Origin of the sequence: Erysipelothrix aquatica (assembly GCF_009828825.1) — a bacterium.
Classification (GTDB): domain Bacteria; phylum Bacillota_I; class Bacilli_A; order Erysipelotrichales; family Erysipelotrichaceae; genus Erysipelothrix; species Erysipelothrix aquatica_A.
Map to the genome: position 1 here is coordinate 401,919 of NZ_WTTA01000002.1, position 14,936 is coordinate 416,854.

11 protein-coding genes and 1 riboswitch are annotated in these 14,936 nt (G+C 38.2%); of the genes, 1 reads left to right on the forward strand and 10 read right to left on the reverse strand.

What is annotated here, in order from left to right:
* Positions 1 to 31: 31 nt before the first annotated feature.
* The 4 genes from GVV22_RS05190 to GVV22_RS05205 all read right to left on the reverse strand — a co-directional run bounded on the left by GVV22_RS05190 (position 32) and on the right by GVV22_RS05205 (position 6,108).
* The gene (locus GVV22_RS05190) at positions 32 to 718 is read right to left on the reverse strand and encodes a WxL domain-containing protein (RefSeq protein WP_159649073.1); all 687 of its coding nucleotides are present in this window, start codon (positions 716 to 718) and stop codon (positions 32 to 34) included.
* Positions 719 to 856: 138 nt separating this feature from the next.
* The gene (locus GVV22_RS05195) at positions 857 to 3,478 is read right to left on the reverse strand and encodes a hypothetical protein (protein WP_159649074.1); all 2,622 of its coding nucleotides are present in this window, start codon (positions 3,476 to 3,478) and stop codon (positions 857 to 859) included.
* A 16-nt stretch (positions 3,479 to 3,494) separates the two neighbouring features.
* Positions 3,495 to 4,520 carry a DUF916 domain-containing protein gene (locus GVV22_RS05200; RefSeq protein WP_159649075.1) on the reverse strand — a complete coding sequence of 342 codons (1,026 nt, stop codon included), beginning with the start codon at positions 4,518 to 4,520 and terminating at the stop codon, positions 3,495 to 3,497.
* A 283-nt stretch (positions 4,521 to 4,803) separates the two neighbouring features.
* The gene (locus GVV22_RS05205; protein ID WP_159649076.1) at positions 4,804 to 6,108 is read right to left on the reverse strand and encodes a class II D-tagatose-bisphosphate aldolase, non-catalytic subunit; all 1,305 of its coding nucleotides are present in this window, start codon (positions 6,106 to 6,108) and stop codon (positions 4,804 to 4,806) included.
* A gap of 195 nt (positions 6,109 to 6,303) precedes the next feature.
* On the opposite strand from GVV22_RS05205, the gene GVV22_RS05210 reads away from it, so the two are divergent.
* Complete coding sequence (locus tag GVV22_RS05210) at positions 6,304 to 7,521, forward strand: amidohydrolase (RefSeq protein ID WP_159649077.1); 1,218 nt, start codon at positions 6,304 to 6,306, stop codon at positions 7,519 to 7,521.
* A 134-nt stretch (positions 7,522 to 7,655) separates the two neighbouring features.
* Here the strand turns inward: GVV22_RS05210 and GVV22_RS05215 are convergent, their stop codons facing one another.
* The 6 genes from GVV22_RS05215 to GVV22_RS05240 form a co-directional block, all read right to left on the reverse strand.
* Positions 7,656 to 9,017 (reverse strand): NCS2 family permease, encoded by a 1,362-nt coding sequence (locus GVV22_RS05215; RefSeq protein ID WP_159649078.1) that lies wholly within the window; start codon positions 9,015 to 9,017, stop codon positions 7,656 to 7,658.
* A gap of 65 nt (positions 9,018 to 9,082) precedes the next feature.
* Positions 9,083 to 9,185, reverse strand: a riboswitch (purine riboswitch).
* A gap of 68 nt (positions 9,186 to 9,253) precedes the next feature.
* Entirely contained in the window at positions 9,254 to 9,667 is a 414-nt protein-coding gene (locus GVV22_RS05220; protein WP_159649079.1) for a GNAT family N-acetyltransferase, read from the reverse strand.
* Between the two features lie 117 nt (positions 9,668 to 9,784).
* Positions 9,785 to 10,777 carry a 2-hydroxyacid dehydrogenase gene (locus GVV22_RS05225; RefSeq protein ID WP_159634607.1) on the reverse strand — a complete coding sequence of 331 codons (993 nt, stop codon included), beginning with the start codon at positions 10,775 to 10,777 and terminating at the stop codon, positions 9,785 to 9,787.
* Positions 10,778 to 10,795: 18 nt separating this feature from the next.
* Entirely contained in the window at positions 10,796 to 11,839 is a 1,044-nt protein-coding gene (locus GVV22_RS05230) for an AEC family transporter (protein ID WP_159634610.1), read from the reverse strand.
* 214 nt (positions 11,840 to 12,053) lie between these two features.
* Complete coding sequence (locus GVV22_RS05235; RefSeq protein ID WP_159649080.1) at positions 12,054 to 13,886, reverse strand: heavy metal translocating P-type ATPase; 1,833 nt, start codon at positions 13,884 to 13,886, stop codon at positions 12,054 to 12,056.
* 241 nt (positions 13,887 to 14,127) lie between these two features.
* Complete coding sequence (locus GVV22_RS05240; RefSeq protein WP_159649081.1) at positions 14,128 to 14,934, reverse strand: aldo/keto reductase; 807 nt, start codon at positions 14,932 to 14,934, stop codon at positions 14,128 to 14,130.
* Between the last annotated feature and the right edge of the window lie 2 nt (positions 14,935 to 14,936).

Genomic DNA, 14,936 nt, shown 5'->3' on the forward strand with positions numbered 1-14,936 from the left:
ACTGATGATCTGTAGCTTTTCTTTGTAGTTATTAAGGTGTTTGGATTAGATTCCAAGTCACTGTTGCGTTGTATGTTCCAACACGCGCATCGCGCGTATCAAGGTTTAGCGTTACTTTGTCATTAGACTTGGTGTCTTGTGCAAGCCATGTTGTAATCCATGTACCCATACCGTGGTCTACTTGTGCGCCCATGATATCAACATAGTTACTATCCTTGCTTGATGTTAGTTCGATCTTATTTGATGTGATGGGTGCATTTTTATCGACGCTATCGCCTGTCTTTACTGCACCATTTTCAAGTGTTAGCTTTGCATTGGGAAGCGTGTGTGTTCCGTTTGTAAATTCACCAAGACTTGCCTGAAGGTTCCATCCTTGACCTGTTCCACGAACATCCGTTACTTGAACAAATGGTTTTTGAGTCGTTGAGTTCATGGTTGTGACTTTACGGTTCAGTTTCTGTTCACCAAATGAAATATTAGGTACATAGTCAATGGTAAGGAATCCAACATTTCCAGTTCCTTCACCACCATCCTCAGGTTCTAAAGGCTTTGTTGGATCGGTTGGATCAACTGGCTTGACTGGTTCGGTAGGTGATTCTGCCACGAATTCTACACCGACATTCGAGGTTGCTTTGGTTGCTTCGTTGCCGTCTGCAAAAACTGCAGTTGGGACCATCATTGCCATAATTAGTGCGGGAATCAATAATTTCTTTTTCATTTCATTTTCTCCTTATATGTTTAAATTTGTTATTTAAATCTAGTTTAATTATAGATAGTTGTGATATTTTTTGTGGTTTTTGTCACAAATGTAGTTGCATTTGTAATGAAACTCATTTTTTTCACAAACTGATTGTGCCTAGTTAAATGTTAAAATCCATTCTAACTCTGCTGTATAACCAGTATTACCGTAAATTCCATTCGCTCCAGTGAGTAGAAGCAAGACACCAAGATCTTGATCAAATTGAAGTTCTGTTACGGCATCATAATGTTCTGGTGTTTCATAGACAACAATTGGCTTGTTTGTGATGGCGTTGCCGTTATGACTTGAATTATTTTTGAAGATAAGACTGTTATTGAGTGTCGATCCCCGACCTGCGGTATCTGTCATTTCTTGTTTTGCTCTGACTTCCAATTTCCAACCTGTTCGCTCATAACGCGTATCTTCAACACGAAGTGTCATTGCCTCATCGCGATGATGAGTACCTGCAGCATTTGTAATGTCAATGCTACCGAATTGAATGGAACTTGGATAGTTTACGAGGTCGACACTTCCATAAATGGTGTAGTCTAATACTTCGACTATTTGAAAACGGCCATCGGTAATTGTGATTGTATGGTAATCGACACTTAGGGGGTGCTCCAGTTTACTGAAAAATTGGCCATCATCATCTGCAGTTCCCTGTAGTTGTTCTGTTTTATTGTAGTTCATAACAATTTCCGCATTGGGATTTGTTTTAATATCTAGGACCGATAAATCATCGTTAGCCTGATTGCTAAACGCGATATGTCCTATCGCGTAGATTGCATGTTCGGTAAATGTTCCAGCTTTAATGTCCATTAGACCATTCTCGTTTTCAAATGTATTTGCGTATATTTTGATTGAACCATCTTTATTTATACTGAATTTTAAGGTTCCCATCCGATTATCAGAATTGTAAATTTTGTAATCGGGTGTTCCCATGGCGTTTACTTCATTCCATACGTTGATTTGTTGACTGTTGATTTCAATAATTGGTGTTTTTGCTTTATTAGTGAAGTCCACTTTATGATTTGCTTCTGCCACAAACCAACTTGGTTTCATGCCTTCATCTGTAATCGTGATGCTGTTCGCAACATCAAAGATACCGACATATTCCATATCATTTAGGTACAACGCAACTCTAGCATTGATAAACTCGACATCCTTTGCGGTAATCATATAATAGCGTGATGATGTTGGAACTTTTCCTTCCGCATCCACAAGAATATCTGAATCATTCACCCTAAATTTTTTCCCAACGAGAACACTTCCAATTCGAGGATTATCGGAATCTGCAATGATTTTACTTTGGTTGATGATGGATAAGTTTCCATTAGTCGAAATTGCATTTCGACTGATTTTATCAGCATGCATCTCGATTTCTGAATTCGAGATTATGATATCTTTTTTTGCGGCTAATATATCGCCACTTGTCGATTCTGTATTAATAACCACAGTTGAATCTTCAATAATCAAACCTGTCTCGTAGACAGATGCAGGTTCAGTTTGGTCAATTGAAGCAGTCGTTTGGAGTTTGGTGTTTATGCTAACTCGAGACCCTCCTACAATTTTTAGCTGTTGTTTAGCAGTTAATGCTTGCCATGTATTGCCACCTTCTATGTTTACTTCTGATTGATTAATTGCAATGACATCCGATGATATGATTGCAGAGGTCCTTGTATTAGACATCATATGGACGTTTAGTGTTGCCTTTTCCATAATAAATGACTTTGTACTTACAAGCGTCAATGCACTCGTCCCCTCATTAACAATAACTTCGATATTAAGAATTGAGCCGGGTTTCATATCAATAGAATTTGCATAAACAGCACGGTAATCTGTCTGGATTGTTGTTTGCGAATATTCTTCAAAGATTAGATTCGAATCCGCGGTATTAAACGTTGTTCCACTGTTATTCGATAGTCCTTTTATAAGTATATCGCCTTTAAAAACTAAAGTTTTCGACCGAATCAATTCTTGACCATATCGTGATGCCATCGTTGCCGAAACATTATGCAAGATGCTAGTTCCTTTTGTATTATGTGCAAGCGTTGTGCCATAGAAATCAATATTTTCATAGATAAATGTTGTGTTTTCATAAGACGAGTACATAAGCCCATATTTGCCACTTGATAAAATTGTAAGATTCTTGAAATGCATCGTTGTTTCTTTATTATCTCGTGCTTTAATCGAAAGATTAAAAAAGTCGTCGTTAGTAGGTGCCGTTAAAGAGTGATTTTCATTTGTTACTGGATCTTTACCATCAAGAATAAAACTATATCCTGATGGTACCGTTAACGCTTTCGTGATTTCAAAATCAGAACTCATGTAGTACGTATCATATTTACCCTGTCCGAGGTTCGTTACATAAGCATGAAATTCATCATATGAGCTCACAATTACTTCATTTTCTTTAAGAACTCGTGTTTCTGGAGTCACTTCTGAATCTTCAATGAGTACTGATTCTTCGTTAGGCGCTTCCGCTTCAGATGTCTCGATTTTTGTTGTTTTATCTTCGAGATTTTTTTTCAACTCTTCTTCAGTTATATTCGATTCTTTTTCATTCACGTCACTTTGTGTTACATTCTCTGTCAGAACATCACCACTGTTAACTGTTGTTGTATATTTTTTGGTTTCTTCAGCATTGATTGAAGTTGTAGTACCACCCATAAACATAACTGACACTACTAATGCTGTGCTTAATACAAATAAGGTTACTTTTTTTAGTGATGTTCTCATTATATATATCTCCTTTTTATATATGATTGTTTTTATCCTTACGTCGCTTCCATACTAATAGAATAATGATAAATAACATGATTCCCATAATACTTAGTAGCATCCATGTAAGCATATTTGAATTTTGGTTAAAGTTAATGACCTCATGGTTTGTATTGGTCGATGTCTCCTCCGACACCTCAATCGTATCACTGAAGCGCCAACTGGAGGTTTCATGATTAATTTCCAAGTCCATTGCATAGGTTCCAGGCTCGATTGTTTGTTGCTCACTGGCGTATACAACTTTGAAGTTGGTATTGGGTGATATTGAACCATTTTGCTTAATCACGCTTGCTACCACTTTACCTGTTTTTGTATCACGAATCGTTCCATTCAAGGTAATACCGTTCATCAAAATCGGTTGATCGTTTTGGATAACTGAGACAAACCGTGCATTAAGATCAATAACTTCAATTTCTGTTTTAATATAATTTAGATTGCTGTTCTCAACATTATCATGCATCCGTGTCTGAACACCCAATGTATAAGCAACACGGTTATTTAATGTTACACCTTGAGATCCTGTTTGTTCCTTATTAGCATCTGTATCTGCAATAATCGTAATCCCACCTAACCGAATACCATCGAAGTCAACACCGTCTGTATCTATCTCAATGTGTACAATTTCCGTTGCGTTTGGAGCAACTTCGACTGACTCTTCGCGTACTTTCGTAAAGCTTGTGAGCGGTGTTGTCAGTGAGGTATCCGGTTCCTTGATAGTACTAAATTGTTTTGATGCATTATTGTTTGTAGTCGCATCTGCAAGTAGCACTGTCGCAACCATTGTTTCGTTCCCTTGGTTGATGACTTCGAGTTCAAGTGTCTGTTTCATGTTTGGTTCGAGTTTAAGGTCGTAGTAGCCAACATTTTGATTTATTTGATTATTAGGAATAATAGGATTAATTGAGAATTTCTCATAGGCATCTGCACTGATTGTGCTTATATTTCCGACCATAATCATTAGTGCTATGATAAATGTTATTACCGTTTTATTTTTTTTCATGTTGCTTTCCGTTCCCTTCCGATTGCTCTTGTTTATATTTCGTTAATATATAAACCTTTTGTTTTTAATTTCGATTGCACGCAAATAATATCAATTTGAGAGATTTTATGTATGAAATGTCACAAAACAACATTAATATGTAATAAATACCAACATTTTTGCGATGTAAGCGCAAATCATTATTTTCCAAATAATTCAAACGAAAAGTTTATAAACGGAACCGAAACCAGACTTTGCACATAAAAAAAGACTCCCTTGCGGAAGTCTTTGTGACTTAGAGAATCTATTTTGCTTCTAATTCATCAACATGCGTTGCGAACTGATAGTCATCTAAGTAAAGTTTGACGTAGTCTTTGATCAATGACAATGGATCATTGGATACTTTGCCATCTTTGATACGGCGGTATTGGTAAGGCATATATTGTGATAGTAATGTCATTGGAATCGGTGTTGCTTCTAAATTAGCAACAAGTTTACTGATAGCAGCTTGCACTTCAGGTGTTGGCAAGTAGTAACGTGCACGGTCGGAGTAGCTATATTTACGTTTGATTGCAAGTTCTGCATCCGTTCCGTGGTAATGTTTTTGCCAGTTTCCTGGACTTGCTAACATTGTTTCTTCAAGAACATCAATAAAGTGTGAAGGATCCGTTGTAATTTGATCTTCAATATGTGAGAGGGCAAATAATGCTTCACGTAACGCAAAGGTCAATGCAGGTCCTACTTTGAGGATAGCGATTCCGTCTTCAACCATTTCACGTAAATGTTCTGGTGTTTGGTAATCGGTTGAGTGACCTTCGAATACAAAGTTATCAAACTCATCACGTAATGTTGCGGTTAAGACTTTCGCATTTTCACGGTTGTATTGGAAGAGGTCTTCATCACCAAATTCAACACCAGGTTGAACAACAATACCGATGACAGCATCAAAAACTTTTTCGACACCATACTCTGTGAATGTTTCTTTAAAGACACGGTATGTTTCTTTAAAGTCTTCTGGGCTTGTAACTGCTAATGTTTCTTCTTTTTCTTGCGCACCACCTGGGATTGGAACTTCACTACCAATTATGAATGCTGGGAAGATTGCGTCTGGGTTTTCTTTTAAGAGTTCATCATACGCTTCTAGTGATGCTTTAGCCATGATTGCTGAACGACGTGCAATCGTTTCGTTTGATAGCATCTCCGTTGTACTGTCATCAGCGACACGCATTGATGTATCCAAATGGATTTTTGTAAAACCGGCACGTACATAATCATAAACAAGTTCAACAGCATTTTTCATAGCTTCGTCTTCGTTTAAATCTGTCCATGTAAGCGGACCTAAGTGGTCTCCACCTAAAATAATACGTGACTTATCATACCCTACTTTGTCAGCCAAACCATAAACAAATTCACGATAATCTGCAGGTTTCATTCCTGTATAACCACCAAATTGGTTAACTTGGTTCGCTGTTGCTTCAATAACTACTGATGAGTTGTGTTCTTTTGCGAATTCTAATGTAGCTTCAAGTACAAGATCGCTCGCAGTACATGCTGAATAAACCCCGACTGGGCGTTTATTGCTTAATAAAAACAATGGATTTTTTTTCATACTTTCACCTCGTACTTTAATTTTAGCACAGTTCAATTTGCACTATGTTGTGGTAAATAATAGGGTTGTTGCATTTTTCGACATAAAATGTGATTTTGTCATTAAAAATTCAAAAGTGTGAATTTTTTTTACTACTTCGGATAATGCTTTTCATTCAGTGACATGATATAAATAAGTTAGGAATGGAGTGATACGATGTTATGGATTAAAAATGTTTTATTGGAGAAGGGATATGTTGAGCATCCTTCTCTCGGCTATAAAACTGACACAGAACTTAGTGTCTTAGGTATTGATCACGGAAAAATCGTTACTATTTCTGATACATTGCCAGATAATGCAACAGATATTTTTGATGCCCAAGGGTATCTCGCAATTCCCAGTCTTGTTGACAATCACATTCATTTAGATAAAGGCCATCTGGGTGGTCCTTGGCAAGCTGTGGTGCCGATGCAGACTGTGGCAGATCGAATTCATGAAGAAGAGGGATTTTTAGAATCGTTTTTAGTGAAGACACCACAACGTGCGCAAGCATTGATTGATCTTGTGGGTAGTTATGGCGCTACTTTTTTAAGAGTACATGTTAATGTTGATCCAGTCATTGGACTGCAAAACCTGCAGTGCATCCGTGACGTGTTAGAAAGTAATGCACATCGCATGGACTTTGAACTTGTCGCTTTCCCACAACACGGCACACTTGCAACTGAAAATGACAAATGGTTAACACAAGCCATGCAACAACCCGGTGTTCATGTAATCGGTGGTCTCGACCCTGCCACAATTGATCGTAATATAGACGCATCTTTAACGGTATTGTTTGAGCTTGCGCAAACATATCACAAAGAGATTGACATTCACCTTCATGACCACGGTACCCTCGGGATCTTCGAGATTGAGAGAATTGTTGATTATACTGAAAAGTATGGATTAAAAGGCCATGTCCAAATTAGTCATGCTTATGCCTTAGGTGATGTTTCTTTAGACGTGGTTGCGAAGATTGCCCAACGGCTCGCTACATTCGACATCGCAATTAACACTACAGTTCCGATTGATACGCCTGCACCACATATTCCAACACTTCAAGACGCTGGCGTCCGCGTTCATGTCATTAATGATAATATCAATGATCATTGGAGCCCTTTTGGGACAGGTGATCTCATCCAACGTGCAAGTCGTGCAGCTGAACGTTTCAATTTGACTGATGAAATAGCACTATCACAATCATTAGGACTTGTGACCAGAGGGAAGACCCCGCTCACACCTTCTGGCGAAAGGGTTTGGCCAAAAATTGGTGACTGTGCGAATATTCTCTTCGTGAAAGCCGAATCTTCGGCACATGCGATCGCACGTGTTCCCCAAGACCGTGTTTTGATGTTCAAAGGTGCATTTATGACCCCGCATTTCAGAAAATACTAGTCGTATAAAAGAGTATCTACGGGTACTCTTTTTTTGTGGTCACATTGGCAAGAAAAAACCTCTAATGTGGCACCATTAGAGGTTTATGTTTTTATAAGGAGTTAAGACATGTTAGCTACAAAAGTAATAGGATTTTATTTTAATGCCTCAAGGATAAAGTTCATCATAAATAATGCGGTTGAAATATAGACAATTGGATGGACTTTACGGGCACGACCTTTCGCTACTTCAACAATGATATATGCCATAAATCCAAAGGCTAAACCATTTGAAATACTGTATGTAAGTACTGTCATAACGACTGTAAAGAACGCAGGTACTGCAGTTTCAAAGTCACTCCATTGAACGTCGCCAAAGGAAGCACTCATGAGGATCCCAACAACAATCAATGCAGGCGCAGTCGCCGCTGCAGGGATTAATGAGACGACAGGTGCAAGGAAAATACTGAGGCCAAAACAAATTGCAGTAACGACCGATGTAAGCCCGGTACGTCCACCTGCTTCAATTCCAGCTGAACTTTCTACAAAAGTTGTCGTATTGGAGGTACCAAAGATAGCCCCAACTGATGTAGCAATTGCATCTGCGAACATCGCTTTGTCCATTTTTGAAGAAAAACCTTTCCCTTCTTCAAGTGCACGTTCATCTTCAGCAGTAAAGATGCCTGAACGGCGTCCTGTACCAATAAAAGTACCGATTGTATCAAAAGTATCCGTTAAACTAAACGCAAATACGATTGGGAATACTGTCATTAAGCTATGGTTTGTAAAGAGACTGACAATCCCTTCATTTCCCAACGCTTTACCAAAAACGCTACCAAACTCTGTAAAGATTTCTCCGAAACTCGCAGTCTGTGCTGCACCGCCAAGATTAACAACGCCCATTGGGATACCAATTAATGTTGTAAGTACAATTCCGATAAGCATTGCTCCCTTTATTTTGCGAAGCATTAATACAAGGATCAAGACCAATCCAATTAATGCCAACAAGATATTTGGGTCACTAAAATTCGATAATGCAGGAACCCCTGCTCCAAAGTTTACAAAGTTGATGTTCAATAGACCAATATAGGCAATGAACAGTCCAATACCAGCTCCGATTGCTTGTTGCAATGTTTCTGGAATCGCTTTAATGATATGTTTACGAATGCGAGTAACAGTAATCAAGATATTAATGACACCACATACAAACACAAGCGCTAATGCTTCATAAGGTGTAAACCCCCCAATGATAACAACAGTGTAGGTGAAGAACGCGTTAAGCCCCATACCAGGTGCTTGTGCATACGGCACGTTCGCAAACAACCCCATAACCATGGTCCCTGTAATTGCTGCGAGGATTGTTGCAATGTAAACACCATTGATCGGTAATCCAGCTTCGGATAAGATCTGTGGGTTTACAAATAAAATGTAGGCCATCGTAAAGAAGGTTGTAATCCCTGCTAATACTTCTGTACCTACGGTTGTATTATTTTCTTTGAGTTTAAAGAATTTTTCCATTTATTCTTGCTCCCTTTCGTCTCAAATGATTAAAAAACCAAATAAAAAAGATCGGGAGAAAACGATCTTGAGAGTTTTCACCACGATTGTCGATACATTTACGGTGTATCGGTAGAGACTACCCGACCATATTTCGGGTATTAAATTCGGCTAATTAATACATTTACAGTATATGAACACAACTATTGATTGTCAAGTGAACCTTTGCGAATGATTGAAAAAACTGCCGAAGCAGTTTAATCGAGATATAAAATGTAAAAGTGCGTTGTGATTCCGACGGCCGGAACATTTTCGAGGACCGCATACTGTGTAAACCCTAGTTTCTCGTAGAATTCAGGCCCTTGAAAATTCAGTGTTGAGACCGTAATCGATTTACAGTTATGGGCTTTCGCATAATCAATCGCCGATTTCATTAGTTTTGAGCCGATTCCCTGGCCGCGGTAGCCCTCCTTAACTGCAAGCATGCTTATTTTAAGCCGCTGATAAAATATTTTTCCAGTAATCCCACCAATGTATTCGTTGTCGATCGAATAGACATTTGAGAGCGCTTCGTATTTTTGTGATGGAAAGACGGACAATGCGGCATTATGTTCATCAAGTAGGACATTTAGTAGTGCTGAATTTGTATCATAATCTATAGACTTAATCATAGTAACCACCCCTTATATAACTATTGTAGGCAATCTATTCCCTAATTTCTATGCTTTACGCATAGATTTCACATGAATTTTTATACGATAAAAAAAGAGCACTTTCGCGCTCTCTCATTATGCTAATTCGTTTTTTGATGTTCCTGTATTGATGAACTCTTGTAGGTTTTCATATGAGTATTCAACCATATTGCTGACGGCTTCATCTGTATATGATCCAACATGTGGTGTTACTAGTACGCGTGGGTATAAGTTCATGATACGTGTCATCAACGCATCAACATCAGTTCCACGTAAGTCTTTATTAAAGTAAGCTGTTTCGTTTGCGAGAACATCTGTACCAAATGCTTGAACTTTTCCTGATTCGACAGCATCTAAAATTGCATCGATATCTTGGAGTTCACCCCGTGACGTATTAATTAAAATAACACCGTCTTTCATTTTAGAAATTAAGTCTGCATTTAAGAATTCGTCATTTGAACCTTTAAAGTAAGGCATATGCATTGAGATGATGTCTGATTCTTTAAGAAGTGTTTCAAGGTCTACTTGTGTACATGTATCACCTAAGTAATCTTTTTCCACAACATCATATCCGATAACGTTTGCGCCAACCCCTTTGAAGATTGTTGCTGCTGTAAATCCAATTTTACCAAGACCGATAATTCCGACTGTTGATTTACGGATTTCTTTACTAAACATAAAGTCGTCGATTTTGAAATTTCCTTGTTGCGTGTTATTTGTTGTATAAGATGTATGACGTGCAAGTGTTAATGCCATGGTTAATGCAAGTTCAGCAATCGCATTGGGTGAATAGAAAGGTACATAAGCAACTTTCAATCCGAATTCTTTTGCTGCTTCTAAATCAACATGGTTGTATCCAACTGTGCGTGTTAATACATATTTAACACCATAATTTTTATAGATTTCTAAATTTTTACGATTTCCTGGGCAATTTCCACGAAGCATAACTGCATCACAACCTTCTGCAAGGTGAACAGATTCATCGTTTAACATTGCTTCAGTTAGAACTAAGTCATAACCAAATTTTTCATTCAATGATTCAAAGAATGGTTTTTCTACTGGGCGTACCCCATAACATAAGAGTTTCATAATTTTATCCTTTCAAAATTAAATAATACCTGCTGTACCAAGAGCTGTTAAGATAATTAACCAAACAATAATAGCAACGATTGATAAGACGGTAGCAACGAGTGATGCATTGGATGCGAAGAGTGCTTCTTTATCAAAGTTGATTGCGTAGCTAACACAAACAGTTGCTGGTGGTGTTGCTAACATAATGATAATTCCTGTAATTGCGACAGAGTCTAAAGGTAAGAATCCGATTTTTTTGAAGATGATCATCATAACTAATAAGATAGCTGGGATTATAACAAGTTTTACTGCTGAATAAATCCAAACTGCTTTGTCTTTCACAGCATCTTTTAATGAAATTTTTGCAAGTGTCATCCCGATTGCCAACCATGCTAATGGTGATGAAAGTGATGCTAAATATCCAACAGATTTCATGAACCATGGTAGTGTTTTATCCAAACGCAAGAATGCACCAGTCCATGCTTTATCACCAGTACCAATTGTTACTTGAGGTAAACTACCTTGGAACATCCAAATTGCAAATCCAATAAATGTTGCAAGAATGATTGGGTTCAAGATGATTTGTTTTAAGTTTTTCTTTTCGAGTTTTAATCCAGAGAAGAGAATAAATCCATATGAGTATAAGAAGACACGGTAAGCAATGTTAAATAAGTTTGCGTAAAGTGTTCCTTCTGTACCTAAGAATGCTGAAATAATAGGAATTCCGAAGAATGTTGTTGATCCAAAAATTGTGATTCCACGAATGGCATCTAATTTGTCCCCTTTATAGATGAACATGTAGCCAAATGTGATGATAATTAAGATTACGTATGCGACAAAGCCGAAGATAAATGTGTTGAGTCCGACTGTAAATGTCTCAGGTTTAATTTCTGTCATAAACGCTTGGAATGCTAACGCTGGTAACGCAACATTTAACAAGACTGCTGTTAATGCTTTAGACGCTTGGTCTGTAACTTTATTTGATTTTTTCAAGTAGTATCCTAAAAGGATAATTGAAATTGTTGAAAAAATCGCCCCTAGAAATGCTTGATCCGAAAGGACCTGTTTCATAATTTCCATATTCTATTTCCTCCATTATCCTCATCACGACTTCAAATTCCGCTTTGAAGTGCTTTGAGATATTAATCATAAGAGATAAATAGGTATATATATAGGGTGTTTTATCGGTTTTTATCATATTATGTCATTTTTTGTGCATGAGTGGTATCCATATTATATAGTATGTGAAATATTTAACTAATGTAACAAGTGCAACCCTTTACAAAAAAAGATACTATTTTACAGTATCTTTCATCACTAATGGTTTCAACAAACGCAAGCTGTTGAGGATAACAAGGATTGTGCTTCCTTCATGCCCGACGACGCCAAGTGGCAATGAAATATCGCCCATAAAGTTCGCTGACACAAGCAGCAATATCACACTAAACGAGAAGACAATATTTTGAATGACAATACGACGGAGTCGTTGTGACAAGGTATATGCGTAGCGAATGTTCTCAATGTTATTGTGAACAAGAATGATATCTGCGGCCTCAATCGCTATATCAGTTCCGCCGCCCATTGCAATTCCAATCGTTGCATTCGCAAGTGCTGGCGCATCGTTAATCCCATCACCAACCATCGCAACATCACCATATTCTTCAATTAAAGCATTGATAATATCTGCTTTTTGGTTTGGGAGTGTTCGCGCTATAACGCGTTGGACTCCTACCGCTTCTGCTATTTTGTTTGCAGTTTCTTGGTTATCACCGGTAATCATGACGGTTTGAATATTTTGCGCGTTCAGCCAAGAGATTAATGCGATTGCATCAGGACGCAAAGTATCTATTAATCCGATTATACCAACAATTGTTGTTCCTTCTTGAATATAGACTAATGTTTTCCCTTCCGCCATCCAAGCAGCTTCTAAAGCAGTCATCGTTTCATTAAGAGGTTCTGTCGATTCATTACGGCCAACTTTGTACTGTTTGCCCTGATATGATCCACGAACTCCAAAACCTGGAAGTTCTTCAATATCTTGTACATCAACAGCTCCCGTATGCATTTCTTTGACGATAGCTTGTGCAAGCGGGTGTGTGGAATGACGTTCTAACGCAACAATGATGCCACGTAACATTTCATCGTTTAAATGAACATCAGTGACACGCATTTCACCTTCTGTTAATGTTCCAGTCTTATCAAAAGCAATTGCTTTTAAATCCATGAGGTTTTCGAAATGAATGCCTCCTTTAACTAAAATACCATGTTTTGCACCATTTGAGATTGCAGCAAGGGTTGCTGGTGTGACTGAGGCAATCAATGCACATGGAGAAGCAACGACGAGTAAAATCATGCCACGGTAGAAGGCAGCTTCAAAGGGCACATTCATCAATAATGTCGGAATCGCAATAAACAATGCAACAACAACTAAAACCCCTGCAGCATAATAACTTTCAATTTTATCAATGAAACGTGCTGTTTTTGACGGATAATTTTGTGCATCATCAACCATTTTAACGATTTTCTGAAGCATTGTATTCCCTGGTTCTTCGTCGACTTCAATCGTAATTGGATTCGACACATTCAATGTTCCACCGAAGACACGATCCCCAATTGTTTTATCACGAGGAACTGCTTCTCCTGTAATCGCCGCTTCTTCGAGTGCGGTTTCTCCGCTTACAATTTTTCCATCAATCGGAACACCTGCGCCACGAGCAACAATGACTTTATCGCCAATTTTAAGCGTCTCTACTTGAACGGTACGCGTACTTCCATCTTTGAGTAATTGTTGCGCCGTTTCTGGTTGCATCGCCATCAACGAATTGATTTCACGTTTGCTCTGATCCAATGTCATTGCTTCAAGAGCACCCGATACAGCAAAGATAAAGATTAGTACCGCACCTTCGGAGTAATAACCGATCAAGCATGCCCCTAATGCGGATAAAATCATCAACAGTTCAACGTTTAAATGTTTATTTTCTAGTGTGTCTTGAATCCCTTCTAGTGTTTGTTTGTATCCCCCGATTACAATCGCCAACACAAAAAATACAGGACTGTTGGTTACGAATCCTAGTACTAGGAGTATTCCACATGTAATCGTATCCCAAAATTCTTTAATATAATTCATACATCTACCTTCTCTCACAATTGATATTGATAATGATTATCACTATATGTAGATTGTATCATACGTTCTTATGCTTTTGAAGTGCGAACCATTAATTATTCAACTTCACAAAGTATTTGCTGCATGGGTGCGATAGTTTATCCATCACTATGTATGAACCATTAATTTTTGCATTAGTGAATTGCCGATTTGATTTTTTTCTTCAGCATCCCGAACAAAAAAGATAGGAATCCAATGATCCCTATCGTGCAATGATTATGTCACTCGCTGGTGAATTTTCTTTGTGGAGCGACGAGATTTCGTCACACTCTGATGACGCTAATTCAAAATCAAAGACATCAAAATTTTCGGCTTGACGACGAACGTTTGCTGATTTCGGAAAGACCACAAATCCTGTTTGAATTTGCCAACGCAACACGATTTGCGACACTGACTTTCCATACTTCTGTGATAACGCAACAAGAATCGGTTCTTCCTCCAACGCACCACGCAACAAAGGGCGCCATGCTTCCATGACAATGCCATGGTCATGATTATAAGCATACGCTTCAGCTTGAATCATATACGGATGCCGTTCCAACTGGTTGACCATCGGCGCAACAACCGCATCTTCCATTAAAACTTCAAGTTGGTTATTACTAAAATTAGAAACACCAATCGCCTTGACCTTATCTTGTTCGTATAAATACTCCAATGCACGCCATGTTGACTTCGAGAGTGCATGAGGCCAATGAATCAGATACAAATCAAGATAATTCGTTTGCAGATTTTCAAGCGTTCGTTCAAACGCTTGCAGTGTTGCATCGTAACCCTGATCTGTTTCCCACACTTTGGAGGTCAAGAAGAACTCTGAGCGCGGGATACCACTATTTTTAACTGCTGTTCCAATTATGGCTTCATTATCATAATAAGATGCTGTGTCGATATGGCGATAACCCGTCTGAATGGCATGCATAATTGCGACTAACCCATCTTCACCAGTTAATTTATACGTTCCTAAACCAAGAACCGGAATAGAAACCCCATTATTTAAAGTTTGATAAAGCATGA

Coding starts and splice junctions, on each gene's coding strand:
- GVV22_RS05190 (WP_159649073.1), bottom strand. CDS start 718: ATGAAAAAGAAATTATTGATTCCCGCACTAATTATGGCAATGATGGTC.
- GVV22_RS05195 (WP_159649074.1), bottom strand. CDS start 3,478: ATGAGAACATCACTAAAAAAAGTAACCTTATTTGTATTAAGCACAGCA.
- GVV22_RS05200 (WP_159649075.1), bottom strand. CDS start 4,520: ATGAAAAAAAATAAAACGGTAATAACATTTATCATAGCACTAATGATT.
- GVV22_RS05205 (WP_159649076.1), bottom strand. CDS start 6,108: ATGAAAAAAAATCCATTGTTTTTATTAAGCAATAAACGCCCAGTCGGG.
- GVV22_RS05210 (WP_159649077.1), top strand. CDS start 6,304: ATGTTATGGATTAAAAATGTTTTATTGGAGAAGGGATATGTTGAGCAT.
- GVV22_RS05215 (WP_159649078.1), bottom strand. CDS start 9,017: ATGGAAAAATTCTTTAAACTCAAAGAAAATAATACAACCGTAGGTACA.
- GVV22_RS05220 (WP_159649079.1), bottom strand. CDS start 9,667: ATGATTAAGTCTATAGATTATGATACAAATTCAGCACTACTAAATGTC.
- GVV22_RS05225 (WP_159634607.1), bottom strand. CDS start 10,777: ATGAAACTCTTATGTTATGGGGTACGCCCAGTAGAAAAACCATTCTTT.
- GVV22_RS05230 (WP_159634610.1), bottom strand. CDS start 11,839: ATGGAAATTATGAAACAGGTCCTTTCGGATCAAGCATTTCTAGGGGCG.
- GVV22_RS05235 (WP_159649080.1), bottom strand. CDS start 13,886: ATGAATTATATTAAAGAATTTTGGGATACGATTACATGTGGAATACTC.
- GVV22_RS05240 (WP_159649081.1), bottom strand. CDS start 14,934: ATGCTTTATCAAACTTTAAATAATGGGGTTTCTATTCCGGTTCTTGGT.